General features: G+C 55.9%; 26 protein-coding genes. 3 read left to right on the top strand and 23 right to left on the bottom strand.

The genetic code is table 11. From position 1 onward, the window contains the following. Window positions 1-55: 55 nt before the first annotated feature. From BCM02_RS20095 to BCM02_RS20050, 10 genes are all read right to left on the bottom strand, one after another. Window positions 56-490 carry a helix-turn-helix domain-containing protein gene (locus BCM02_RS20095; protein WP_246183470.1) on the bottom strand — a complete coding sequence of 145 codons (435 nt, stop codon included), beginning with the start codon at window positions 488-490 and terminating at the stop codon, window positions 56-58. Then, window positions 465-1,865, bottom strand: a complete 1,401-nt coding sequence (allB, locus tag BCM02_RS20090) for an allantoinase AllB (RefSeq protein WP_148930896.1) — start codon at window positions 1,863-1,865, stop codon at window positions 465-467. The genes BCM02_RS20095 and allB overlap by 26 nt, the downstream gene beginning before the upstream one ends. 60 nt (window positions 1,866-1,925) lie before the next feature. Continuing rightward, window positions 1,926-2,969, bottom strand: a complete 1,044-nt coding sequence (locus BCM02_RS20085) for a DUF6282 family protein (RefSeq protein WP_148930895.1) — start codon at window positions 2,967-2,969, stop codon at window positions 1,926-1,928. 51 nt (window positions 2,970-3,020) lie between these two features. Further along, on the bottom strand, window positions 3,021-3,893 hold the full coding sequence (locus BCM02_RS20080) for a carbohydrate ABC transporter permease (RefSeq protein ID WP_246183469.1): 873 nt from the start codon (window positions 3,891-3,893) through the stop codon (window positions 3,021-3,023). Then, window positions 3,893-4,792 (bottom strand): carbohydrate ABC transporter permease, encoded by a 900-nt coding sequence (locus BCM02_RS20075; RefSeq protein WP_148930894.1) that lies wholly within the window; start codon window positions 4,790-4,792, stop codon window positions 3,893-3,895. Before BCM02_RS20075 ends, BCM02_RS20080 begins: the two co-directional genes overlap by 1 nt. 27 nt (window positions 4,793-4,819) lie before the next feature. Next, on the bottom strand, window positions 4,820-6,178 hold the full coding sequence (locus BCM02_RS20070; protein ID WP_187434321.1) for an extracellular solute-binding protein: 1,359 nt from the start codon (window positions 6,176-6,178) through the stop codon (window positions 4,820-4,822). An 83-nt stretch (window positions 6,179-6,261) separates the two neighbouring features. Next, complete coding sequence (locus tag BCM02_RS20065) at window positions 6,262-6,924, bottom strand: GntR family transcriptional regulator (RefSeq protein ID WP_148930892.1); 663 nt, start codon at window positions 6,922-6,924, stop codon at window positions 6,262-6,264. A 285-nt stretch (window positions 6,925-7,209) separates the two neighbouring features. Further along, a complete protein-coding gene (locus tag BCM02_RS20060; protein WP_148930891.1) occupies window positions 7,210-8,952 on the bottom strand; it encodes an ABC transporter ATP-binding protein in 1,743 nt (580 codons plus the stop codon). Continuing rightward, a complete protein-coding gene (locus BCM02_RS20055; protein ID WP_148930890.1) occupies window positions 8,949-10,712 on the bottom strand; it encodes an ABC transporter ATP-binding protein in 1,764 nt (587 codons plus the stop codon). The genes BCM02_RS20060 and BCM02_RS20055 overlap by 4 nt, the downstream gene beginning before the upstream one ends. A gap of 163 nt (window positions 10,713-10,875) precedes the next feature. Further along, window positions 10,876-11,952, bottom strand: a complete 1,077-nt coding sequence (locus BCM02_RS20050; protein ID WP_148930889.1) for a YncE family protein — start codon at window positions 11,950-11,952, stop codon at window positions 10,876-10,878. 15 nt (window positions 11,953-11,967) lie between these two features. Here BCM02_RS20050 and BCM02_RS20045 point away from each other — a divergent pair, with 15 nt between their 5' ends. Continuing rightward, window positions 11,968-12,225, top strand: a complete 258-nt coding sequence (locus BCM02_RS20045) for a hypothetical protein (protein WP_148930888.1) — start codon at window positions 11,968-11,970, stop codon at window positions 12,223-12,225. A 172-nt stretch (window positions 12,226-12,397) separates the two neighbouring features. Here BCM02_RS20045 and BCM02_RS20040 read toward each other — a convergent pair whose 3' ends face one another. Then, on the bottom strand, window positions 12,398-12,940 hold the full coding sequence (locus BCM02_RS20040; protein ID WP_148930887.1) for a 5' nucleotidase, NT5C type: 543 nt from the start codon (window positions 12,938-12,940) through the stop codon (window positions 12,398-12,400). 236 nt (window positions 12,941-13,176) lie between these two features. Between BCM02_RS20040 and BCM02_RS20035 the strand changes: the two genes are divergently transcribed. Continuing rightward, window positions 13,177-13,917, top strand: coding sequence for an SDR family NAD(P)-dependent oxidoreductase (locus BCM02_RS20035; protein WP_148930886.1), 741 nt, complete (start codon window positions 13,177-13,179; stop codon window positions 13,915-13,917). A gap of 144 nt (window positions 13,918-14,061) precedes the next feature. Here BCM02_RS20035 and BCM02_RS20030 read toward each other — a convergent pair whose 3' ends face one another. From BCM02_RS20030 to BCM02_RS20000, 7 genes are all read right to left on the bottom strand, one after another. Continuing rightward, window positions 14,062-14,700 carry a hypothetical protein gene (locus BCM02_RS20030; protein ID WP_148930885.1) on the bottom strand — a complete coding sequence of 213 codons (639 nt, stop codon included), beginning with the start codon at window positions 14,698-14,700 and terminating at the stop codon, window positions 14,062-14,064. Between the two features lie 24 nt (window positions 14,701-14,724). After that, the gene (locus tag BCM02_RS20025) at window positions 14,725-15,120 is read right to left on the bottom strand and encodes a VOC family protein (RefSeq protein WP_148930884.1); all 396 of its coding nucleotides are present in this window, start codon (window positions 15,118-15,120) and stop codon (window positions 14,725-14,727) included. A 108-nt stretch (window positions 15,121-15,228) separates the two neighbouring features. Then, window positions 15,229-15,675 (bottom strand): acetyltransferase, encoded by a 447-nt coding sequence (locus BCM02_RS20020; protein ID WP_148930883.1) that lies wholly within the window; start codon window positions 15,673-15,675, stop codon window positions 15,229-15,231. Between the two features lie 19 nt (window positions 15,676-15,694). Further along, the gene (gene secA2, locus BCM02_RS20015) at window positions 15,695-17,983 is read right to left on the bottom strand and encodes an accessory Sec system translocase SecA2 (RefSeq protein WP_148930882.1); all 2,289 of its coding nucleotides are present in this window, start codon (window positions 17,981-17,983) and stop codon (window positions 15,695-15,697) included. 105 nt (window positions 17,984-18,088) lie between these two features. After that, window positions 18,089-18,511 carry a GNAT family N-acetyltransferase gene (locus BCM02_RS20010; RefSeq protein ID WP_246183468.1) on the bottom strand — a complete coding sequence of 141 codons (423 nt, stop codon included), beginning with the start codon at window positions 18,509-18,511 and terminating at the stop codon, window positions 18,089-18,091. Between the two features lie 6 nt (window positions 18,512-18,517). Beyond that, a complete protein-coding gene (locus BCM02_RS20005; RefSeq protein ID WP_148930881.1) occupies window positions 18,518-18,850 on the bottom strand; it encodes a hypothetical protein in 333 nt (110 codons plus the stop codon). 188 nt (window positions 18,851-19,038) lie between these two features. Next, window positions 19,039-19,860: an alpha/beta fold hydrolase gene (locus BCM02_RS20000; RefSeq protein WP_246183467.1), complete on the bottom strand. Its 822-nt coding sequence runs from the start codon at window positions 19,858-19,860 to the stop codon at window positions 19,039-19,041. 157 nt (window positions 19,861-20,017) lie between these two features. Here BCM02_RS20000 and BCM02_RS19995 point away from each other — a divergent pair, with 157 nt between their 5' ends. Then, a complete protein-coding gene (locus BCM02_RS19995; protein WP_148930879.1) occupies window positions 20,018-20,497 on the top strand; it encodes an Lrp/AsnC family transcriptional regulator in 480 nt (159 codons plus the stop codon). Between the two features lie 34 nt (window positions 20,498-20,531). Here the strand turns inward: BCM02_RS19995 and BCM02_RS19990 are convergent, their stop codons facing one another. The 5 genes from BCM02_RS19990 to BCM02_RS19975 all read right to left on the bottom strand — a co-directional run bounded on the left by BCM02_RS19990 (window position 20,532) and on the right by BCM02_RS19975 (window position 24,116). After that, entirely contained in the window at window positions 20,532-21,377 is an 846-nt protein-coding gene (locus BCM02_RS19990; protein WP_246183466.1) for a copper amine oxidase N-terminal domain-containing protein, read from the bottom strand. Then, the gene (locus BCM02_RS19985; RefSeq protein WP_148930878.1) at window positions 21,374-22,009 is read right to left on the bottom strand and encodes a zinc dependent phospholipase C family protein; all 636 of its coding nucleotides are present in this window, start codon (window positions 22,007-22,009) and stop codon (window positions 21,374-21,376) included. Before BCM02_RS19985 ends, BCM02_RS19990 begins: the two co-directional genes overlap by 4 nt. 1,041 nt (window positions 22,010-23,050) lie before the next feature. Then, a complete protein-coding gene (locus BCM02_RS36355; protein ID WP_281288212.1) occupies window positions 23,051-23,176 on the bottom strand; it encodes a hypothetical protein in 126 nt (41 codons plus the stop codon). A gap of 37 nt (window positions 23,177-23,213) precedes the next feature. Further along, on the bottom strand, window positions 23,214-23,801 hold the full coding sequence (gene pgsA, locus BCM02_RS19980; protein ID WP_148930877.1) for a CDP-diacylglycerol--glycerol-3-phosphate 3-phosphatidyltransferase: 588 nt from the start codon (window positions 23,799-23,801) through the stop codon (window positions 23,214-23,216). 21 nt (window positions 23,802-23,822) lie between these two features. Further along, on the bottom strand, window positions 23,823-24,116 hold the full coding sequence (locus BCM02_RS19975) for a hypothetical protein (protein ID WP_148930876.1): 294 nt from the start codon (window positions 24,114-24,116) through the stop codon (window positions 23,823-23,825). Between the last annotated feature and the right edge of the window lie 29 nt (window positions 24,117-24,145).

The raw sequence follows: 24,145 nt of genomic DNA, 5'->3' as shown, positions 1-24,145 counted from the left end.
GCCGATGGATGTCCATCGGCCTGTTTCCCTACACTATGATTACGCGACATCCCCGTCACCGGTTGCCATCCGTCCTCGCGTCTCGTTCCTCTTCGGACAGTAGCCGCCTAAAGACGAATGCCAGCTTGAGCCTCAGCAGGCTATCGGTCTGCTTCAACTGCAGGCCGAGCAGCTTCTCCAGCTTCTCGATCCGGTAAGCGGCCGTATTGCGATGGATATAGAGCCGATTCGCCAATTCGTTAATTTGCCCGTCGCAGGCGATCAACGTCTCGAGCGTGAGCAGCAGCTCCTCCCGCTGTCTGCGCTCATTGCTTTCGCGCAGCGATAGCTTGGCTCGCGGATGGCCGGGGTGGCAAGGCATCAGCGGTCCCAACACTTGCTCCACGTAGCCGTTCATGCTCTCGCGCGGTATCTGCGCGAACAGCGCCTTCCATTCGCGGGGGAGCGGCTCCTCTTCGGTTTCCTTATTCGAGGCGGGTTCCAATCGCATGAAGCTCCCTCCCATTCCGTATCGGAGCGATACCGTCCTGCTCGGCGTACACGATCGTGCCCCGAAGCAGCGTCGACGCTACCTTGCAGCCAATCTCCCGGTCGAGGTAAGGGGTATGCTTGTGCCTATGTTGGAGTTGCTCGGCCGTTAAGCGGTACTTCCGGTTCAGGTCGATCAGCGCCAGATCGGCGTCGAGGCCTTCCTTGATCGCGCCTTTGCGGCCGTCCAGCCCGAACCTCGCGGCGGGTGCGCCCGCGAGCAAGCGGCTGATGGCGCTAAGCGGCATGCCGCGCTTCCGGTGCCCTTCGTCCACGAGCAGCGTAAGCGAGCTCTGCGCTCCGGCGATGCCGCCCCATGCGGCGAACAGATCGGACGATTGCTTCAGCTCGCCCGGACAAGGCGAATGATCGGACGCGATCAGATCGATCTCGCCGCGTTCGAGGCATTGCCACAGCTTCGCCCGTTCCTGCGGACCGCGCAGCGGCGGCGCGCATTTGGCAACGGCGCCGAGCCTCGCGAGATCCTCATCGGTCAGCGCCAGATAATGCGGGCACGTCTCAAGGGAGACGTCGACGCCCGCCAGCCTCGCCGCGCCGATCATCCGCACGGCCGCTTCGCTGCTAATATGGGCGAAGTGCAACCGGCATCCGGTCTGCTTCGCATAGTTCAGCGCCTTGCCGACCGCCTCCGTCTCCGCCTCGACCGGGCGCGTGGCGGCATAATCCGCCGCTGACTGCCGACCCTCCGCGCGGGCGATCGCGGTCAACCGGGCGACGATCGACTCGTCCTCCGCGTGGAGCACGAGTATCTTGCCCAGCTCGGCGATCCGCTTCATGCCCTCGAGCAGCGTGCCGTCGTCCGAGCGCCGGAACGCGTCCTCGTCCTCGTCGCCCGGCGACGACATGAACGCCTTGAAGCCGACGACCCCTGCCTCCGCGAGGGCGGGCAGTTCGCCCAGATAGCCCGGCATGAGCCCACCCCAGAAGGCGTAATCGATCAACGCGGCGCCCGCCGCCCGCTTGCGCTTGCGCTCCAATGCATCGACGGTCACCGTCGGCGGTATCCCGTTCAGCGGCATATCGATGAAGGCGGTACAGCCGCCGGCCGCCAGCGCGTTCGTTCCGGTGACGAAGCCTTCCCAGTGGCCGAGACCCGGTTCGTTGAGATGGACGTGCGCGTCGATCATCCCCGGCATGACGACGAGTCCCGCCGCATCGACGATCCTCGCGCCGCCGCGCTCGACGGACGGGGCGATCGCGGCGATGCGGCCGTCTCGGATGCCGATCTCCGCCCGCGCCACGCGATCCTCCAGCACGACCTCCCCGTTCGCGATGACAAGCTCATATGACTGCCCCGCAGCGCTCCTTGTTCTCATGCGGTCGCCTCACTCCTATCCGGCTTCGACTTGGCAGCTTCCGGCCATGGGCCGGCCAAGCTAATCGTCCAAGCCGATCAGCTTGGCCGGATTGGTCGCCACCATATGGTAAATATCGTCAGGCGCGAATTGGTAATCGAGCATCGACGCGATCATCGTCCGCATGCCTTGAACCGGCGTCGACGCGGCGCGGATGCCGTAGTCCGTGCCGAGCACGAACCGGTCGATCCCGACTTCCCTGATCGTCTTCATCCAAGCGACGGCGTTCGTATGGCGGCCGAGCTCGGCGCCCATGTCCATGTATTCGCGCTCGACATAGTAGTGGGTGCGCGGCACGTCCGGATACAGCCAATCGACTAGACACGCTTCCAAGAAAGCGCCACGGGCCGCGGCCTCCTTCTGCTGCTCCACCGTCATCCGCCCTCGCACCGGGTGGGCAATGAGCACCTTCTTGATCCCGTATTGCTCCGCTAGATCGAGCAAGCGCAGCGCCTCAGCGACGGATACATGCCCCGTGTTCAGATACACCTGCGGATGCTGGGCGATCATCGTCAGAATCTCGTCCAGCTCCTCCGGTATGGAGCCGTCAAGCGGCACGGACGTGGCGACCGGCAGCTCCTCCTTCGCGAACTTGGGGAACGCGTCCTTGAACGGAACAAGCTTGCCGTCGATGAGCGTCGATTCCCGCTCCGCCGAGTGACGCGTGCAGTGCGAGCCGAAGCTGATGAACCGGCAGCCTTCCTCCATATGCAGCGCCGTGCGGATCGAACGCGGATTGAGACCGCCGTGACAGGAGTTCATCAGATAGCCGCCGTACGTGTGGATGCCGGGGACGTGGCGGTTGACGACCCACGCCATGCCCGACGCCCAGCCGAATACGTCGTAGTAGACGATGCTTCGCATGCCGGCCGCGGCCGCCTCTTGCGCGACTTGGATCGGATCCAGATGGCCAGGGTTCGAATTCAGCACCGGCCCTGCGTGCACATGGCTGTCGATCGCGCCGATGAGCAGTTCGTCGGGCAGCTCCATCGAGCGGCGGTAGAACGACTCGTTCCATTTGGACCTATCTGGCGTGCGGACGATCGGTTGCTCTTGATTCAACATGTGTTCATTCCTCCTCTGAATTAGGGCTTGCGGGGCAGTCGCGGCTTCGGACTACCCTTTGACCGCGCCGGCCATGACGCCCGCGACGATGCGCGAGCTGAACGCGAAATAGACGACGGCCACCGGCAAAATCGACAGCACCATGCCGGCCATCAGCTGCGGGTAATTCGTGCTGTGCTGCGATTTGAAGTACGACATGCCGAGCGGCACCGTGCGCAGCGCTTCGTCCTTCAGCAGGACGAGCGCGAACGAGAACTCGTTCCAGCAGGAGAAAAACTGCAGAATCGCCACCGTCGTCAGTACGGGCGCCGCCATCGGCAGAATGATCGTGAACATCGTCCGGCTGAACCCGAGCCCGTCGATCGCCGCCGCTTCCTCGATCTCCTTCGGGATGCCCGTAATATAGCTGGCGACGAGCAGGATCGGCATCGACAGATTAAACGCCACGTACGGGATGATCAGCGTGTACCATTGGTCGGCCAGCCCCGATTCTTTGAAGAGCAAGTAGACGGGGACGAGCAGGGCGTGGATCGGAACGAGCAGACCGAACAAGTAGTAGACGACCATCAGACGCTTGCCTTTGAACCGGACTCTGGCGATCAGGTAGCCGGTCGCGAAGGCGATCAGCACGATCGCCAACACGGAGACGGCAGTGACGCGGGCGCTGTTCCACGACAGCTGAAGCATGTTGGTGAGCTTGATCGCTTCCGCGTAGTTGCTAAAATGTAGCTTTTGCGGCAGGCTGATAATGCTGTTCGAGAACTCCGACTGGGTCTTGAGCGACGAATAGCCGATCCAGATTAGCGGAAAAATGCAGCTGGCGCTGAACAGCATCATAATCACGTTGAGCAGCAGCTTCTTGATCAGCCTGGCGAGATTCGCGCTCCCGCGCTCGGCTGCGGCCATGTCCATCGCTTGCTCCATTAGTGCTCCACTCCTTCCGCGCCGCGCCTGCGCTGCAGCAGCGCCGTGCCGATCAGAATGATGAGCAGCGTCAGCGCCATGATCATGATGGCGAGCGCCGATCCGTACCCGTAGCGGAAGCGGAGGAACGACGTCTCGTAGGCGTACAAGGCCATAACCGACGACGCGTTCCCCGGGCCCCCGCCCGTCATCGCGTAGATGTGCTCGAACCCCCGCATGTTATTGGCGATGCAGAGCAGCGAGGAGACGATCAGGGTCGGCTTGGCGAGCGGGATCATGACGTACCACGCTTTGCGGAATCCGGTCGCGCCGTCCAGCTCCGCCACCTCGAGCACCTCTTTGTTGATGGCCGCGAGCCCGGCGAGCATGAGCAGCGTGTAGAACCCGATATTTTGCCACGAGAGCGGGATGGAGACGAGGAGGACGATCGGGCCGGACAAATCCAGCCACGATTGTACCCACCGCTCCAGTCCGACGATCCGCAGAAACTCGTTGAATAACCCATAGTTGTAGTTGTAGATCAACGTCCACAGGAAGGCGATGATGATCGGCGCCATCGTGGAGGGGAAGAAGCTGATCGTGCGGTGGAATCCTTTCCACCTGACCGCCTTCGACATGAGGAACAGCGCGAAGACGAAGGCCAGCCCCACCTGCCCGATCAAGCCGTAAGCGGTCATGATTACGTTGTTCCAGAACGCGTGCCAGAACACCTCATCGCGTAGAATCTCCGCGTAATTGTCCAGCCCGATATAGCTTTTCTTCGGTCTGCCCGTCCACGAGAAGAAGCTGTAGCGGAACGCGGATAGAATCGGAACGAGCACGACGAACGAATAGATCGCCAGCCCCGGCAGGAGATACAGCAGCACCAGCCAGCCGGAAGGACGCAATGCTTTGCCCATGCGGTCACCTCCCTCGATCGAATTCCGTCATGGCTTGGCTAGAAAGGTCTCGTAGGCTTGCTGCGCCGCTTCGGCTAATTGCGCCGGCGTCTTGGACCCGGACATGACGCCTTGAATCTCCGTATTGATCACTTCGACGATCGACGCGTCGAACCACAGATCGAATATCTTCGTCGCATCGGCAGCGGCGCTGGCTTCGTAAGCGGCACGGGCGACCGGGTGCAGCTTAGTCGTATCGAATTCCCCCGGATCGTATGCCGGGAAGCCGCCGACCTCCGCCATCAACTTGGCGCTCTGCGAACCCGTCATATATTCGAGCAGCGTCATGATGGCATCCAGCTTCGGCCCGGGCGCGATGCCCGCGTGGACGCTGTAGTAGACGCCGGCGCCGCCGGAGGAAGCGAGCGGATCGCCCTTGCCGTCTTCCACGCCCGGGAACACCGCGACTTTCGTCGCTTCCCGCACCGCCTCCGGCGCGTTATTGACGACGTTCATCGCCGACCAGATGCCGCTGACGAACGCGGCCGAGCGGCCTTCGAAGTAGTAGGACACCATCGTATCGCCGTCGACGGAGTTCATGTCTTTGTTCAGATAGCCGGCCTTGGATAGATCGGACATAATGGAGATCGCGTTCACGAAGCCGGGATCGGTGAACGCCGCGCCGCCGCCGCTCAGGATCGACGCCGTCCATTCCGGTCCGGTATGGCGATCGGTCAAGGCGCTGATCCAACTGGACATCGCGTAGCCTTTGGATTTGTCGCCGTAGGAGAAGAGATTGACGCCCTTGTCCGCGAGCTTGCGTCCGGCATCCATCACCTCGTCCCAGGTAGCGGGAAATTGGTCATAGCCGATATCGGCGAACAGATCGGCATTGTAGTAGATCAGATGGGTCGGACCGGCCGCGATCGGGATGCCGAACACCTTGCCCTCCCGCGTGCCCGCGTCCAGCGTGCCGGCCCGGTAGCCGTCCCGCCATTCGGGACGCTTATCGAGCTCCTCGTTCAGCTGCAGCACGATCTCGTTGTCCACGAAGTTCGTCATCCACGAGCCAGGCACGATGAACACGTCCGGCATATCGTCCGCGGCGGCGAGCGCCTGCGCCTTGATCGCGTAATCCTCGTTCTGCAGCTGTTCCTCCACGATCTCGACGTCCGGAAAATCCTTCTTGAACCGCTCCACCCCGTCCAGCACCGCCGTGTCCTCCGGGCTCTTGCCGATATTCGACGCTTGATACCGGTGCATGAGCGTGATCGAGATTTTGCCCCCGCCACCCGCTTCCCCTTCCCCGGACGCAGCCTCATTCGTTGGCGCCGTTTCGTTCGAACAAGCGCTCAGCAGTAATGCCGCCGCCGTGCTCAACCCCAATACAGCCGACCTTTTCCCCATAGTCTCCACTCCCCAATGGTTTCTCTCCCGCAATGGCCTACAATTTGGCATACGATATTGGATACAATCTAGGGTAAAAAAATTTAGCTTTGGAAAATTTCCGATAAATTCGCCACGCTGCCTGTCGCAATCGAGAAATCCAGCGATCGCTCAATCTGCAGCAGATGATCCGTCATGACGCGGGCGGCCAAATTACCGTCCTTGAGCATGATCGCCTCCACGAGCTCCTCATGATCCCGACAGAACGCTTGGTTCGTGCCGTAGAGCGCGATGATGACCGACGTCAGCGAGATGAGCTCCTCCAGGAACGTATAATAGTAGGAATTGTGGGCGAGCTCGGCGAGCTTCAAGTGGAAATCGACCGTCACGTCGAGCGCGCCGACGACGTCGCCGGCATGGCTCGCTTGATGCTCCTCCCGCAGCAGCTCGCGCAGCTGGGCGATTTGCTCCGTGGAAGCGGCCGCGCACACCTTTCGAACCATGGAAGGCTCAATGACACGCCGCATTTCGAACACCGCTCTCGCGTCCTCCACGCTCGGACACGAGACGAACGACCCCCGGTACGGAATGACCGTCACCAGCTTCTCCATCGCCAGGCGCCGCAGCACGTTCCGGATCGGCGTCCGGCTGACCCGAAAGGCCTCCGCCAGCGCGTCTTCGATGAGCTGCGTGTTCGGCAGCAGCTTGTGCTGCGTAATCGCCAGCTTGATTTCTCGATAGATTTCCTGTTCCCGCTTGTTGGACATAGCGTCCCTCCTCAACTGCAGTGATGATCGGTCTATGTAACTCATGTTAGCTATACTGACATTGTAAAATTTAGCGTGCCCAGGGTCAATGATCCAGGCGGTTTTTCGGCAGCGTGCATAAGAAAGCGTTTAGAATTAGGTCGGAGCGCTCGGGCTCATGTTCAACGCCAAAAAAGCTCAACCCCGCCATCGTACGGCAAGGTTGAGCTTAGAGTCGAATAGGCAATGATTTCGAGGCCGGCCGATTTGCGAATCATTTATAGCCGGTATGCGATCGCCGCACGTCTATACCATAATCTCCTTCCAATCCCCGAGCACCCCCTGATCCTCTTGCGTTCGTACGAGATCCGGATACACCTGGCCTCTGCGCATAAGCTCTTCGTGCGTGCCCTGCTCGACGATTTGCCCTTGATGCATAACGAAGATGACATCTGCGTTCTGGATCGTGGACAAGCGATGAGCGATGATGATTGTCGTCTTCCCCGCTCGCACGTCGTCCAGCACGCGCTGCATTTCGCGTTCGGTCTCCATGTCGAGCGAAGAGGTCGCTTCGTCGAGAATGAGAATTTCCGGGTCTCCGAGGATCGCTCTGGCTAGCGAGACGCGCTGCCGCTGCCCGCCGGAGAGCTGGATGCCGCGTTCGCCGATCGTCTCCTCGAGTCGGTTCGGGAAGCGCTGAATCGTGTCCCAGATTTGAGACGCGCGCAATGCTGTCTCAAGCGCCTCCTCGGAAGCTTGTTTGCCGAAGGCGACGTTCCGGCGAATCGTGTCAGCCAGCAAATAGGGATCCTGGAACACGATATGTATGCGGCTCATCCACTCCTTGACCCGAAGCTCGGACAGCCGCACCCCGTTGACGTAGATCCCGCCGCCATTCGGGGCATAGAAGCGCATGAGCAGCTGCGCGATGGTCGACTTGCCGCCGCCGCTCGTCCCGACGAACGCGATTTTTCGGCCGATCGGAATATCCAGCGAGACGTCGCGCAGCACCGGAATATTCGCCTCGTATTCGAAATCCACGTTCTCGAATCGCAGGCTCCGCACCTTCCCTTCGAGCCCTTTCGCCCCTTCCTCCATCGCCTCAGCGCCGAAGAACGTCTGCAGACGATCGATGAACGCCATCTTGGAAATGAACATCATCGCGAAGTTGAACTGGCCTTGGAAGCATTCCATCAACTGGTTGGCGAACTGCAGCAGCACGACGAACATCCCGAGCGAGAGCTCGCCGCTCATGAGCTGATAACCGCCGAAGGCGAGCACGACAAGGTTGACCACGTAGCGGAGCGGCGCGCTGAGCAGCACTTGACCGTTCGTCGTACGGCCTTCCGCCATGACCGCCTCGTAGTAGTCGCGGAACAGCGCATGGTAGATTCTCGCCTCCCATTCCGCGCGATGGAAGGCGATGACTTCCCGCGTGGAGGAAATGCCTTCCTCGATATGGATCATGAGATCGGTTCTCGTCTGCTGCACGCGGGCGTTCGCCGCCTTCACTCTACTGCCGAAATAACGGGCCGCCGCGGTATAGAGTGCGCCGATCGCCAGCATGCTGACGAGAATCCACGGTCCCGCGAGGCCGATTATGACGATGAGTACGATCATCTGCACGAGCTGCTGGATCCATCTCGGAATCATGAATCCGATCGCCGATCCGGTCTCATGCAGATCGCTTGTCAGATTTTGCACGTACAGTCCGCTTCGTTCATGTTGTACCTTGGCTAGCGGGAACCGGTAGAAATGCTTGAGCATCCGCACCAGCAGCACTTCGACCATCCGATATTCGCTTCGCACGAGCACGTACGGCGCGCACACGCCCAGAATCGCGTTCAAGCCGACGAAGATGCCGAAGAACATTAACAATCGGGGCAGTTCGCCGACCTGCCCCTGCACAAAGACGTCATCGATAATGAATTTCTGTATAAACGTGGCAAGCAGCCCGAAGGCCGTCTCGAGCAGCACCAGCAGAACGGCGAGGCCGAATTCTTTGCGGATTTGCCGCAGACAGCCGCCCACCCATCTCAAATAGCTCATACGGCTTCCTCCCGCTCCTTCGCTTGGCCCATCGCGATCTGATAGAAGATGCCCCGTCTCTCCAACAGCTCCTCGTACCGGCCAATCTCGGCTGCCCGTCCTTCATCCAACACGATAATTCGGTCAAAATCCTGAATCGTCGACAGTCGGTGCGCAACCGCGATGACCGCCCTTCCTCTCATGACCCGATCCAGGGCCGTCTTCACTTCCGCTTCGCTCACGTTGTCCAGCGCGGAGGTCGCTTCATCGAGCAAAATAATACGCGGCTGCTTGATGACCATGCGCGCGATTGCGATCCGCTGCCGTTGCCCGCCGGACAGCTTGATCCCCCGGTCGCCGACGAGCGTATCGTATCCGTCCTTTAGCCCGAGGATGAATTCGTGGGCATTGGCGATCCGGGCTGCCTCCTCGACCTCCGCGTCGGTGGCGTCCGGCTTGCCGAACCGAATATTCTCCCTCACCGAGATGCCGAATAAATACGACTCTTGAAACACGTAGCCGATCGAGCCCCGGATCTGCTCGAATGACAACTCGTTTAGCGACTTTCCGTCCAGCAGCACCTCCCCTTCAAGCGGATCGTAGAATCGACACACGAGCTTGAGCAGCGTCGATTTGCCATTGCCGCTCGTCCCGACGATCGCGGTCCGCTCCCCGGGGCGAATCACAAGACTGACGTCCTTCAGCACGTCCGGCCGGTTCGGGTACCCGAACCGGACAGCGCGGAACTCGAGATGCCCTTGCACGTCCGCGAGCGCGGCCGCCCGCTCCGGCTCCGCCACCTCGGGTTCAAGCTTCATCAGCTCGTGAAGCGGCTCCATCTGCTGGATAACCATCGTCTGCTCGATCAGGTTGCTCATCAGCGTCGAGAGTTTCAGCATCAAGGCCGCATACAATAGAATGAACGACACGAAGCCGCCAACGCTCAATACGCCCTCTCGGATGGACGTATAACCGATGACGAAGAGCGCGATCGTCCCGATATTGAAGAACACTTGGCGCAGACTGAACCGGGCATGGATGTAGATGACCCACATGAGCGTGCTGCGAGTGACGCCCGAATAATGCCTCAAATTCTCCGATAAGTCCCATTCCTCCGCGCTGTACGCGCGGAACTCGCGCAGGCCGGACACCGTCTCGTACACCTTCCGGTTGAAGTCGATCCGCGTCTTATACATCTCCCGGCCCCATTTGGACACGTTCCGATCAATGTACGGCCCGATGAAGTAGTAGACGAGCAAGCACGGAATGGTAATCGCCGTCAACATCCAACTATTGTGCGCCATAAGCCCGAACGCCAGAATTGCGAATAAGGCGCTTTCCAACATCTCCGGGAAAAAACGGTTATACAACCGCTGCGCCGCGAAGACCTGCTCGTTCATCAGCGACAGCGTCTCGCCCACCGGATGACGCTCATAATAAGCGAATCCAAGCCGGCGGATCTGCTTCATGACGGAGAACTGCAGATCCCGGGACGCTTTCGTCCCGACGATCCGCTGCAGCATGTTGCGCGCGACGGACGCGACGGCGATGACGACGATCAGCCCCGCGAACCCGAGCAGCAGGTTCCGGAAGGAAGCCGTGTCCCGATTCGGATAATAGTCGTCCACGACATATTCGATCATTTTGGGCAGCGCGAGCTCGCCCAGCGCGATGACCACGCCGCACAGGACGACGAACGCGACGCCCAGATAATACGCTTTCAAATAGGACAAAATCCATCCGTAACGCTTGGACCGCTGGATATATGTTTGTAGCGGCACCGTTCAACCCCCTCACAGAATTTGGAATATTCTAGAACAAGGGGATAGTATCTCACATCAGGAGGATAACGGGAACCGAGGAAATTATTCCTATTTTCATGTCTAAATTAGAGATAACGCGACAAATAGGGCCGCTCCCCTGCGAGCGGCCCCAGCTTATTTATTAGTCCTGAATAACGACCAGCGTATTCTCCCCGCCCTTGTAGATGCGATTCGTCCGCACGTTGACGACCGTACCGCCAAGCGATTCTCCGGGCTGAAGTACCGCGATGCGCTGCAGGCTGGTGCCGTTATAGACGGTCAACGGATCGGGCTTAAAGTCGATAAACTCGGACAAGTACAGCCGATTCGATCTCGGATTGAGGAACAGGCTCGCAGAAGTCGGGATCGTCATCCTCCGGACGACGCGGTTCGTATCGCCGTTAATGACGTATAGCCTTCCTTTCGACTCGACCTGCGCCGACGTGATGTACACTCGATTCGTCGCCGGATTGAGCGCGATGTCGCTTTGAAGCCGGCCAAGCTGCAGTTTGCGAACGGTACCGGCCCGCGTATCCAAGATGGAACAATACCGGCTCAAGTTGTTCGGAATGTACAGCAGCTTCGTCTGTTTGTTCAAGACCGGCGTGATGACCGGATTGCTGCCTACTTTCCACGTGCGGAGAATTTTCTGGTTGCGGCCATCCAGCACGGAGACGGTATCTTTGCTCGTATTCGTAAAATAGATCCGATTGGTCTCTTCGTCCACCACGAGCGTAGAGAACCGGCCTTGGATGGAGAGGCGCTTCACGATGGCGTTCGTCTTCCCGTCGATCACCGTCAGTCTGCCGACGCTCGACGAGAGCGTGATCGACGCGACATAGATGAGGTTGGTGACCGGATTGAGCGCGATCACGTCGCAGCGTTCGCCGATGGGGATCGTTTTGACGACGCGGTTCGTGCGGCCGTTAATAATCGTCAAGCTGCCATCCAGCCAGTTGGTGACGTAGACGCGGTTCGTTCTGGCATTCACCACTACGCCGCGCGGCATCGTGCCGGTCGGAACGGTAGTCATGATCTTGTTCGTCTTTCCGTCCAAGACGCCCAACCCGCGTTCCGTCAGCGTGTAATACACGCGGTTCGTCACCGGATTCACCGCGATATCGCCCACTTGTCCGCTCACCGGGACGGTCGCGACGATGCGAGGTTTCGTAGCCGTCACGTTGACCCGCGCCCGGGCTTTCACTAATGGTCTAGGCAAAGGAAAGGTTCCTCCTTGTCATCAGGCATGCGTTCTTGGCATTATATTCGGCGGGCGTTTATCGGTAACCGGGCTGATTGGTTTGCGTTCACGGTCGAAGACCGGGAATGCAGCATTCAGCCGGTGCTCCAGATTATGGGTGTGCAACCGCCCACATCGCAGTCGGCGAAGCTTATCCGTGAACGCGAAGAAGCCGCCGAGGGGCGGCAGCTTGATTGGGTTGTATTCGATTTAGATGACGCAGACGATGGCAACCTCTCTTCCGGCCCATAAGGTGAAGGTATACCCGACCCTGTCCCATTGAATATGTACTTTGACTAAGCGTTCCATGCTACCCCCTTGGTTCCGGATAAAGGAATGAAGTCACTTCCCGCGATAGGATCGTCCCATTGTAGCGGCAGCGCGTCCGACAAACGACCCGCATAATCAGCATCCATCGATCTCCTTAAGGGGAGTTTATACACGACCTCTGAAAATAGGCCCGGACTTCTAACCAGTTCTCCACTCTAACGTATCCGGTTTCGTTCAGATTGTGCGGTGCGGAAAACAAAATCCCTTGACCGTTAAAGCGTTGAAAATGTCTCGCGTTATCGTCAATCAGGTAATCCGCGCGGATAATGCTCTTATCTCCGCAAAAAACAAAATTCATCTCCGGAATAAAGGGGAAATGTTCCTTGAGCCATTCATACTTCGCGGCGAATGAAGAGGGGAACTCCATCGCGGCCGTGGTGATAAAAATTTCATACCGTTCGCTTAATTCTTTAATTACGGTTTGGCTATCTTTCATAACGTCTAAATCGCGGAAGAACAAAGGGTCGTTCAAATACGCCAAAATCTCCTGCTTCCATTGAGGTCGCAGCTCTCTTAGACGCGTCCCCATCAAGTCGCGCACAGTAAGATTTTCCTTGTAATCCCGATTAAACACGCTTAAGTGCTTCGTGTTGAAATCGGCGATCACTTCATCCATATCAATTGCAATTCTTTTCATCTCACCACTCCTTCTATCTTGTTACCAACCATCCGTCAGCTGCAACGATCGGCTCCTACGCTTAAACCTGTAAACGGAAAGAATAGTAATAACTGAATTGTATCTTAGGAGGAGCGAGCCGTTGAAGAGGAATTCAATTTTCTTGAACATTCTCTTCAATTCGTTCAATTATACAAATTTGATGAGAAGATTTACAATCATCATGATGAGATTAGGACAGAAGGAGCGTGTGCGTCATGGAGATGAATAACAAAGTGGTTCTGATTACGGGAGGCGGAACAGGGATCGGCAGAGCAACCAGCCTCATGCTGGCCAAACGAGGGGCGATCGTTATGGTGAACTATTCCCGTTCTCAAACCGATGCGGAAGAAACCGTTCGAACAATCAATACGGAAGGCGGACAAGCGGCGGCGGTGCAAGCAGACGTATCCAAGGACAAGGAAGTCCGGGAGATGGTTGAAACCATTGTTCGGCAATACGGAACGGTAGACTTGCTCGTCAACAACGCCAGTATCACCAAGCATATTCCGATGGAAGATCTGGAGGCCGTGACCGGGGAAATATGGGATGAATTGTTCGATGTGAACGTAAAAGGCATGTTTTATTGCGCGCGCGCCGTAGCCCCTCACATGAAAAAAAACAAGCAGGGGGCAATCGTCAATGTGGGTAGTATCGCAGGACAAACCGGACTGGGGTCCTCTCTTCCCTATGCGGTATCGAAGGCTGCCGTTCACGGCCTGACAAAATCGTTAGCGCGAGCGTTAGCGCCCGATATCCGGGTTAACTGCATTGTGCCAGGAGCCGTCGCCACAAGATGGTGGGCTGGAAGAGAAGAACAAATGCAGCGCTTAGCTCCGCATCTTCTGCTGCGACATATTTCGACGCCTGAAGATATCGCCTCATTCATCTGCGCGGCCTTGGAACAGGAAGCAATGACAGGGCAAGCGATTACCGTGGATAGCGGTCAGACTTTATAAACTTATCAGAGCCGCCTATTGCGATCGTTCAACCAGCTGCTTCGTTGACAGCCCGATAAGCCGGAACCCTGGATTGATGGGAACCGGATTATCGGGCTGTCGGGAACAGGTAATGAAGGTTTGAGAATAAGTACCGGACGGCGTTCACTTGAGCAAGTTCTGCGCTTCGGGCTTCAGAATATCATCGCCCTCGAGGATAAGATTTCTTAAGCCTTCCAAAGAGTCGATCTCTTGCCTGAGGATAGTGCTCAACGCCTTCAGGTCGTCGGAACCATCGCTGAAATCCGCATCGAGATATTGAGCCGGAACCTTCGTACTATCTATTTTGATGTTGTACATATGATCGTCCATGACGATCAAGCCTGCATGAAGTGTGCCCGCAATCTCTATGGAGCCGTGATTGTAATAGCCATAGACCGCTTCGCGAATATGGGCGTCTCCGTTGATGAAAATTTCAGAGCCGCCGGCGAGAATGTTGCGGGCAATGACATTCCCCTGCACCAGCAGCAGCGGACCACTGTCCATGTTGGTATTCAGCACGTTACCTTCAATGGTCAGATCGCCGAGAACGACCAGCCCATGTATGTCCCGGTCTCCCTCTGGAGCCAGGCGTTCAAGTTCTTCCCAATCGAGCGGCAGATGCCGATTCAGCACCAGCGGTCCGTTGCTGACCAGGAATCGATTCTCGGGATCAAAGTAATAGTCATCCAGGTACGAAGGCAGCGAGAAGATTTGGCGCAACTGTACTCTGGCGTTCAGACTTTCAAATGTTTCCACGATCACGTCTTCATCGAACCTCCCCTAATCTTATGCCAATTGTTGCGCAATCTCCCATGCATGTCCTGCCGGATCGAGGAAGGAAGCCGTGCGTACTCCCCACGGCCGGTCGATCGGACCATTAAGAAGAGTAACCCCGCGTTGTTCCAATTCCGTACAGACCGAAGACAGGTCATCCACCCGAATCGTGAGCAGGAAACGAGATCCGGATTCGCGTGTCGCGATCGTTCCCGGCTTCATCAATTCGTAGGATGCGGAAATATTCAGGAGGTTCACGCTCATATTCCCGAAATCAAAAACCGCCGAAACCTCGTCTTCATACACGGCTTGAATTCCGAATACTTCCCGATAGAACGTCTTAACCTGCTGAAAGTCCTCAACAAACAGTGTAATCACATCCACGTTCATCGATCCTAAAGTCTTCATCTGTACACCCTCTCCTTTTCGAATCGACCTTTCCTATTCCTTTCTAGCCATCAAATCATACCATGTATGAAACATAGTGATTTGTTATGAATTGCTATGTTCCATCGATTAGCTTCCTAATACGAGATGCAGTATAGGAAAAGGGCGTCCCGAACTGTCTCGTTCGGACCGTCCGATCTGCACAAAACCCAATCGTTGATAGAATGTGCATGCTCCGTCATTTTGCTCGTTCACATCAACCTGGAGATGGCTTCCTTTGATTTTTTCGGCATGTCGTATCATTCGGCTGCCTATGCCCCTGCCATGATATTGCGGGTCTACGAACAGCATCTCGATCTTTGTTCCGTCAAGCCCGATAAACCCGACCGGTTCATTATTTTCGTTCACTTCCAACCAAATCTCGACTTCCTTCAATGCCCCGTTTTGAAGCATCTGCCGATAAAATTCAATATCCTCGTCCGTTAAAAATGCGTGCGTATGGCATACAGCCTGGTACCAAATATCGATGACCTTATCATGATCGCGCTCTTGATAAGGGACAATTTTGTTTAGCATTCCTGAACCTCCGTCATTCTCAGTACTTGGACAGCCTATATACCGGCCGCAATACCAGTCTCAAAATTTTGCGAATCCAAAAAGCCATAATCGTCTCCGCTGTCCAGGAGCTGCGAGTATGTTGGATGTATTGATCGTTGATGATGTAAGTCCGCGTGGAAGTAGGGCTCTTCAGACCGAACTCTTCCCACTTCGCCGGATCATTCGAACCGTTGAGCCTTCCAAGCATATTCGTCGACGCCTGATCGATATTCGCCGGAAGCTGCTCGAATGCTTGCGTGATTTGCACATGAAACTCGTCGATCGGACTGCGGCTGGCCAGGCTCTCCAAGTGGATGCCTTCGCGAAGGTATGAAACATACGCCAGATGGTCCGCCCAGAACTCGTCGATATAAAATAGCCGCACCCGCTGCTCCGAAGGGCTCATCGGCCGCTCGCCTTTCAAAATGCCGAGCCGCTCTTCGTACAGAATTCGCCTCTGATCTTCCACCATATCCGAATAGCGGTTCAGTTCCTGGCGGATATGGAAATTCTGCCCCATCGTCACGCGCTGAACATGGGCGATTTTGCCGCGGAGCGCCGACTCCTCGAGCGCCTCATCCTGTCTAGCAACGCGAATCGCTTGATTCATGCCGAATCGAAGCAGCAGCTCGTCCTCCAAACTTACGAAAAATACGGAAGTTCCCGGGTCGCCTTGGCGGCCGGAACGTCCGCGCAGTTGGTCGTCGATCCGGACGCTTTCGTTCACATGCGTACCGATCACGTACAACCCGCCCAGCTTGGCGACAATGTCTGCTTGCGCGGGGTCGCCGCCGCCGAGCCGTATGTCGACGCCGCGTCCAGCCATATTCGTCGACACCGTTACGGCGCCGATTTCTCCCGCCTTGGCAATGATCTCGGCTTCCTCGGCGTCGTTCTTCGCATTCAGCACATGACAAGGTACATCGGCGACCGCTAGCGCTTCCGCCAGCCTGTCCGACTCCTCGACGCTTGACGTACCAATGAGAATTGGGCGTCCCGTCGCATGGATCGACGCGATCTCTTGTACAAGGGCCTTAAGCTTGGCTTCTTTATGGGTATAAATCCGGTGCGGATGATCGATCCGTATGTTTGGCCGGTTAGGCGGGATGGGCAGAACTCGCAGGTCGTAAATAGCTTCGAATTCCATAGCGGAAGCGTGCGCGGTAGCCGTCATTCCGCAAATTTTCGGATACAGGCTAATAAAGTGCTGAAGGGTAATCGTCCCGAGAATTTTCCCGCCGCCTTTCGACTGCAGCCCTTCTTTGGCTTCTAGCGCGGCTTGCAGCCCGTCCGGCAAATACTTATTCTCCGCCACGCGGCCGGTATATTCCTCGATAAGTTGAATCTTCCCGTCACGGACGATGTAATCGACGTCTCTTCGCAATAACGATTCCACATGCAGCGCGCAATGGATGGACGTTAATACCTGACTGTTATGGCTCTCGTACAAATTGCCGCATCCCAGCAGCGACTCCGCTGTCGCGGCGCCTGTTTCATTCAAGTAAACGTTCCGCTGAAACTCGTCGAACTCGTAATGCGCGCCTTGCGCCAGCTGCCGAGCCACTTCCGCGTAACGAATGCCGTCGTTGCCGGAAGACCCCGACTCGCCGGTGATGACGAGCGGCACCCGCGCTTCGTCGAGGAGCAGGGAATCGGCTTCGTCGACGAGTACGTAGTGGAACGGACGATGCACGGTATCGGCTTCGCCCAACGCGATCGTGTCTCGCAAGTAATCGAATCCCGCCTCTTTAGCCGTAACATAGGTAATATCCTTGGCGTACGCTTCCCGTTTCTCGATTAGGCTCATGCCCGCTTGTACCGAGTCGACCGTTAACCCGAGGGAACGATAGATCGGGCCCATCCACTCCGCGTCTCGCTTGGCCAAATAATCGTTAAACGTCAGCACATGAACGCCTTGGCCGGTCAGCGTATTTAGATAAACCGGCATAACGGCAGCGAGCGTTTTCCCTTCACCGGTATGCTGTTCGATTAGAAACCTCTCGTGCAGCGCGATGGCAGCCATGATCTGGACGTCGTAAGGCTGTAAGCCGAGCGTTCGCTTCGCGGCTTCGCAGACTAACGCATAAGCATCGACAAGCAGCTCATCCAAAGGCGTACCCGATCTGGCTTCTTTTTGCAGCCGGAGGGACTCCGCTTGAAGCTGTCGATCATCCCATGCTTCCAAATTCCGTTCCCTGATGAGCTCCGCTTTGTCTCGATAAACGTCCAGCTTATGCTGGATTTCGCGGTTTTGAAGCTTGCGCAGCAACTTGACGGCTACATTCATCGGAATTTGATCCCTCCTTACGAAGATCTCCTATACTTATTTTCAGTATAACACTCGCACCCAATATTTTGTATGATTTGGTAGTTTTTATAATGTCGCTATGCATCAAACCAACTCGGAAATAAACATGGGCGTGGCTCCATCTTCTTGGGAGAACCCGCATTTATGATAAAACTCCACGGCGCTCGGATAGGAGATCAACACCTTTGTTTTACATCCTTTGTATCGACCCAGCATCATATCCATCATGCTCGACCCGATCCCCTTCCCCTGATAGCTTGGATTGATGAGCATGTAATGAAAATATACGGTCAATACGCCATCGGATAGCGCATTTATGATCCCGATCAACTTATCTCCATCCCAACTCGCTACAATCGAATGAGATCCTTTCATCGCTTGCAAAAGCTCGCTTGGATACTTCGCCGATTCCCACTCTACCGAAAGAAATAAGTCTTGCAGCGCCTCTTTCGTCATACCTTCAAGATTCGAAGTGTAACGTATGCTCATCACCATACCAGCCTTCATCGGAATTTAATGCCCTCGTAAATTAAGATCGCTTAATGGATAATTACTACTCCCCCAAGTATAGACGATATAATAGTCGCTTCGTGCTTCATCTGTAGGTAATTCTTTAAAGATCAAGTCGCCATGATCAATAAAATCAATTTCATTACCCGCTTGCCGTTCTACTATGTAGCTCCGATCCTTTTTCCGAGACGCCGTATAATAATCATGTAATTGTTCCAGGGTAAGTTCCGATCTAATTAACATCGTGCCAAAAAATTGCATTCCATTCCCGTTTCCCACCAGCTTCCTAGCTGCCGATACCGCATCTACCCGTTCGTTTTTGTCTGGCAAAGGCAAGCTCATAATCTCTTTTTTAATGGAATAAGCGATATAATCGTTTATGAATCCTTAACAACACAAGGAGCGGCTCCCCGCCTTGGCGGTAAACTGCTCCTATAGTGCTGAACGTTCGTTCTCCACGGTTATACCCGCGCACCTTCCAACCGATAAGATTAGTCGCCGCCTTCGCGTCGAACCATTACGCCTTACTCCTCTTGCAAAAACGCAAGCACCGCGCTAAGAAATTCGGCGGGCAACTCCACGTTCGGCAGATGAACGGCGGGCAGGACGAGCAGCTTCGCGCCGGGGACGGTCTTGGCGAGGAGCTCGCCGTGCTCCGGAAGCGTCACCGTGTCGTATTGCCCCGCGATCACGAGCGTCGGGCGGTTGATGAGCGCGGCCGTCCGGCGCATATCCATGTCGCGGATCGCCGCCCAGCTGCCCGCGATACCCTGCGGACGCGTCGCCAGCACCATCTCGCGAAACGAAGCGACGATCGGGTTATCCGACGCCAGCAGATGCGCAGGTAACCAGTTCTTGATGAACATATCGGCAAATTCCGGAAGCTTCCCCGGCTCCTGCACGGCGGCGATCAAACCCTCCCATTGGTCGGCGGGCCCTAAGTATGAGGAGGTATTGCTCAGAATGAGCCGATCGATCCGCTCCGGCGCGTAGATCCCGAGCCATTGCGCGACGGCGCCGCCGAGCGACAGCCCGAGCACGTGCACGCGTTCGAATTGCAGCGCGTCGAGCAGCTCGACGACATCCCGCCCCAATCGGTCGAACGAATACGGACCGTCCGGCGTATCCGAGCCGCCATGTCCCCGATAATCGTAACGAAGCACGCGGAAATGTCGGGTAAGCTCGGCGATCTGTCCCTCCCACATGTCCATCGAAGTCGCGATGGAATTCGCGAGCAGGAGCACCGGCTTCTCGGCCGATCCATCCAACCGATACGCAATCCGCACGCCATCGCCGATCGTCACATATTCCAACCCTTCAACCTTCTTCATTTCATTCGCGATCATGGCCATCCGTCTCCCTTATTCGTTTATTTCGTTTATAGTGACATTTTATGGGATCCGCCCTACAATCTGAATAAGAAGATGAAGGTGTTTGGGGCTCCAAACCTTATTTCCATCGTTGTTTCCCCCGCATACCTGAACATAATGAGGTGACCTGTTCATGGACCATATCGATAGGAGAATCCTGTCTATTCTGCATGATAACGCCCGGATTACGGTCTCGGAGATGAGCCGCATGATCGCGATGTCGCAGCCGGCCGTAACCGAACGGCTTCGGAAATTAGAGGAACGCGAGGTCATCGAGGGTTATCGCGCGCGAATCGCCCCGTCCAAGCTGGGCAAGCATACCACGGCGTTCGTCTTGTTCAAGTCCAAGTCCTGCAAGGAATTCGAAGCGTTCTGCGAGGCGTCCCCCGCAATCGTCGACTTCTACCGTACGAGCGGCGAATTCAATTATTTACTGAAGGTGGTTACCGAAACCGGCGAGACGCTGGAAGCCTTCTTGGAAGCGTGCAACGCCTACGGATTCTCGACGACTCTTGTCGTGTTGTCCACGCGATTCGAGGATAAAAGCCTGGTGGCCGGCCGGGAAGCCTCGAACATCGTTCCCTTGGTTCAGCCCGGAGAGAACGAGCGTTAGCGATGATTGCGGTTATGGCTGGTATCTATCGCGCTTACGGCACGGAATTCTCGATGACCGTCATGAACCCATTGTTGGCGGCCGTATCCATCAACGCCAGTATGGCTTCTTTAGCCGCATCGTTGAACAGAAACCACGCCTTCGCCGAGTCGTCGTAAAGCAAAACCTTCGGCCACGCCGAGTAAGCTTCTTTCGATGCGCCGGTTAACGTGTACAGATCGAAGCGCGCTAAGCTGTTTCCCTTGGCGTCCAGAAAATCGAATTGACGTATTTTGTAATAATCGCCGTCATCCACAAGATTCAGCTTCCACGCGTACCGGGTGGGGGCTTCGACGTTGTCGCCTTTATTGTCGGTCAGCAGGTTGTACACGGAAGCCAAGTACGCATTCCCGCGAGCTTGCTGAATGATGCCGCCGAAAGACATGTGGAGCTCTTCTTGCAGCGCTTTGACGGGCACGCCGTCGATGACGAGCGGCTTCGTCTGGATCGTAACGACGCCGTTGCCGTATTGAACCTTGCAATCGAACGTCTCCGCGACAAAACGGAGCGGAACCATGACGCGATTTTGCTGCAAATACGGTTTGGCGTCAAGCGCGATTGCTTCGCCATTGATCTGCGCCGTCGCGCGATCCAGATGCAAGACGACGTTCAGGTTATTCTTGGTGAGAGTCACTTGGGAAGGCGACCAAGCCACTTGCGCCCCCAAATTCTCGCCAACGACGCGCAATGGCACCATCGTGCGATCGTCCAGCGTCCTCGGCTGCACATCCGGCGCAAGGGCAACGCCGTCTATATGGATTTGAACCTGTGCCGCAATAGCAGACTGCGAATCCGCTGCCATTAGCAGTGTCAGTAACGCGAGTAGGATGACCTTTCTCATCGCATAAGCCCCCATTGTTGATAGAGTTCGCGCAATTCCGCCGCTGTCCGCGAAACGAACGGTCGAATAACATCCTCGCGCAAGTAGCCCGGGGCGATCCGGGGTTCATTGTCCTTGTTGCGCAGCCAAGCCAGCTTGATATCTCGGTATTGGCTGACTTCGCGATCGGTTAACAACGGTTCAATCGCGTAAGCTTGAGCAGTCTGCAGCTGGTTCAGGATGACGTCCGCCCATTCCGCCTTCCGCATGAGCTCGAATTCCGCCTGATCCGACTCCACGTTATAGGTCCGTCTAATTTGCTCGCGCTCGCCTTGGTATGCCTTCTCGAAATCCGCGTACACCGTCTCCGTCCACCTGATGTCCGCATAGATATGCGCAATATAACCGAGTATGTAGTCTTTCCAATCCAGTTCAGGGTGCAAGCCTATATAATGCAAACACTTCTCCTTCAGCGCTTCAAGGGGCGGGAATTGATCTTCCGCTACGAAATGCGTCATTCCCTTCTCTCTTCTTGTCACCTGTCCTCTGACGTGCACGGCATCCGGAGCAATGCTCCCGATGACGAACCCCGGGCGCGGTTGCTGCGACCAGAGCGCCGACGCAATCGCAAAATGAACCATGGGATAAGGCATGATAGACCTCCGCAGTTTCTTTTCCTAAATCATCCAGCTATTTATCAGACGAGGGAACCGTTAAATAGTTGCGTCGATGAACGAGGCTTTCGCCATGAACGATGCGTCGCAAGCCAAAAAGGAATAGATCGCATCCATTGGCCTGGATGATCTATTCCTCTGCTGGGGAGCTGCTTGCGGCTCCCTTTTTTATAATATCGGATGGCGGGGCCGGAACAGCCGAATTCGTGAGCCGGACATCCTTCCACTCAATCTCATAAGCTGAATTCGAACACCAGCATTGACCCGTCAACTTCTCGCCATTCTGATACAAATTGATATTCAATATATCATCGTCGAAATAGGAGCATGTCAACACAGGACGGGTTAAATACTCCGACAAGGCTTCGCCAAAGTCCTCGGCCTCCCCGCTGCCAAACCAATCATTTAGTATGCTGACCCATCCAGGTTGCAGCTGAAGTGACCTCTTCGATGTTGTCGATTTTGACGAGGACGTTGCCGAACTTCGTTCCCACTGTGACTCCCCCATGAATATCGTCTTCTTTACTCGTTAACGCAAGGATAGGTCCAAGCTTCCTTGTACGGCTGTTAATAGTGCCCCTGGCTCAAGCTCCATTCCAAGATTAACACCCTTGTCCGTAAAATATTGATATCCGCCGCCGTGGCCTCTCTTGGTTGGATACACGATATAACCCTCGTCCTTCGTCCATCTGATCGCGATTAGTTTCTTGCCTCTAGTTGCAGACGCCCAATTTTTACCGCCTAACATCTTCGTTAACGTATCGTCTTTCGCAGGAAATTCCGGCGCTCCATGGAGTAACAACGATTCAGCATGCTCATTACCGCTTGATATAACTCCTCTTCGCCGAAGGGCAGACGAATACGCTCCACGATACTAAGCGATACAATCCCCAGTTTCTCACGCCATCCATTAGGTACAAGCGCTACTTCATTTCTCTTCTCATCACAATATAGATGAACCAACCTAAATAGAAGACTCCGATCCATCGCTACTCCAGCTCCCCTCTATCTCGCGAGCGTCTACTTCTTATCCCGTATCTCCTTCAGCACCTCTTCGATACGCTCCATCTTCCGCAGCATCGAATATTGGTTCCCGATCATCCCCAGCAACCCGACAACCAGTATAACGATTACAAGAAGTTCCATACCCGCTCCTCCGTTCCCCGATTACACCGAGACTGCTCTACCATTCCAGCTGCAATTCCCGGTAATTATTCCTCATGTACATGTAGCCCGAATAAGCGGTTACCGCGACGGCCGCGATCATGATCGTCAGGTCAACGGGGAGCGTCGTGACATACGAGAACGGGTAGTTGCCTAACAGCACCGCGGTAATGCCGACGACCTGGAGCACGAGCTTGATCTTCCCATGGTTGTCCGCCGCAAGCGCGACGCCCTTCGCCGCGGCGAGAATGCGAATGCCGGATACCATGACCTCCCGACCGATGATGACGACCGCGATCCAAGACGGAATCATGTGCTGCTGCACCATCAGGATTAAAGCCGCCGAGACTAACAGCTTATCCGCGAGCGGGTCTAGCAGCTTGCCCAGATTGGTGATCTGGTTGTATTTTCGAGCCACGTATCCATCGAGCTTGTCGGTCGCCGAGGCCAGAACAAATATAGCTACCGCCCAATACAAGCCATACTCATTGAGATACTGCAGCCATTCCCATTTCTCCGTCATCCACAGGGGGTACGGTTGAAGCGCCGCCACAAAAAGCGGGATCAGCCCGATTCTCGCCATCGTAATTTTATTCGCCAAGTTCATTTCGTCATCACCGCCGTCATTTTATGGTTCAGCTCTATTGTTAGCTTCAGTCCTGATATTTTGTTTCGTAGTTTTCTCCTTATCCAAGTCTGCCTTAAGCACAACGGCAAACAATGCCGCGCCGACAAGCATGAATACGATGCTGAGGATAAAAGGTATTGTCAATAACGTTTGGTTCAAAGCCGCCAACAATTGCACACCGATCCACCCCGACATATTCGGCGCATAGCGCGCAATGATCCAATAGACCAGGCCAAACAAGAACGTCCCGCATACGAACAAAACGGACCCAGCTAAAGCGAAGGTTTGCTTCATGGCTCTCATCTCCCGTCTTCTTTTCGAAC

Source organism: Paenibacillus methanolicus (genome assembly GCF_008124765.1).
Taxonomy (GTDB): domain Bacteria; phylum Bacillota; class Bacilli; order Paenibacillales; family Paenibacillaceae; genus Paenibacillus_Z; species Paenibacillus_Z methanolicus.
The sequence above is the reverse complement of the archived record's forward strand: the minus strand, read 5'-3'. Positions and strand labels throughout refer to the sequence as shown.